This window comes from Acetobacterium paludosum (assembly GCF_008086595.1).
In the GTDB taxonomy this organism is placed as follows: Bacteria; Bacillota; Clostridia; order Eubacteriales; family Eubacteriaceae; genus Acetobacterium; species Acetobacterium paludosum.
This window is the reverse complement of record NZ_RXYA01000047.1, coordinates 1-779: the sequence shown is the minus strand read 5'-3', so window position 1 is coordinate 779 and position 779 is coordinate 1. Positions and strand designations below refer to the sequence as shown.

At 45.3% G+C, this 779-nt stretch carries 1 protein-coding gene; it reads right to left on the bottom strand.

Features of this window, described 5'->3' with window-relative positions:
• On the bottom strand, positions 1-779 hold a 779-nt coding region (locus FZC41_RS17115; RefSeq protein WP_148568657.1), incomplete at both ends, for an elongation factor Tu.

Below are 779 nucleotides of genomic sequence, written 5' to 3'. Positions count from 1 at the left end.
TCAAAGAATGGAGTATGACGTCCGCCTTCTTCTTTGGTTAGCACATATACTTCTGATGTGAAGTGAGTATGAGGATGAATGGAACCTGGTTTTGCTAATACCTGACCACGTTCGATTTGGGTCCGGTCGATGCCTCGTAATAACGCACCGATGTTGTCTCCTGAACGACCTTCGTCAAGCAGTTTTCTGAACATTTCAATTCCGGTTACAACGGTTTTCTTAACATCGTGGATTCCGACGATTTCGACTTCTTCACCAACTTTTACAACACCACGTTCAACACGTCCGGTTGCAACTGTTCCACGGCCGGTAATTGAGAAAACATCTTCTACCGGCATCAGGAATGGTTTGTCTGTATCACGAACTGGATCTGGGATCCAGCTGTCAACGGCTTCCATCAATTCAACAATTTTGTCTCCCCAAGGGCCATCTGGATCTTCTAATGCTTTTAATGCCGATCCGGCAATGATTGGTGTATCATCACCTGGGAAATCGTATTCGTCTAATAATTCACGAACTTCCATTTCAACAAGTTCGAGTAATTCTTCGTCGTCTACCATGTCTACTTTGTTTAAGAAAACAAGGATGTAGGGCACGCCTACCTGACGGCTTAATAAAATATGTTCACGGGTTTGTGGCATCGGACCATCAGCAGCACTAACAACCAGGATGGCTCCATCCATTTGGGCAGCACCGGTGATCATGTTCTTTACATAATCCGCATGGCCCGGGCAATCAACATGGGCGTAATGGCGATTTGGGGTTTCATATTCAACATG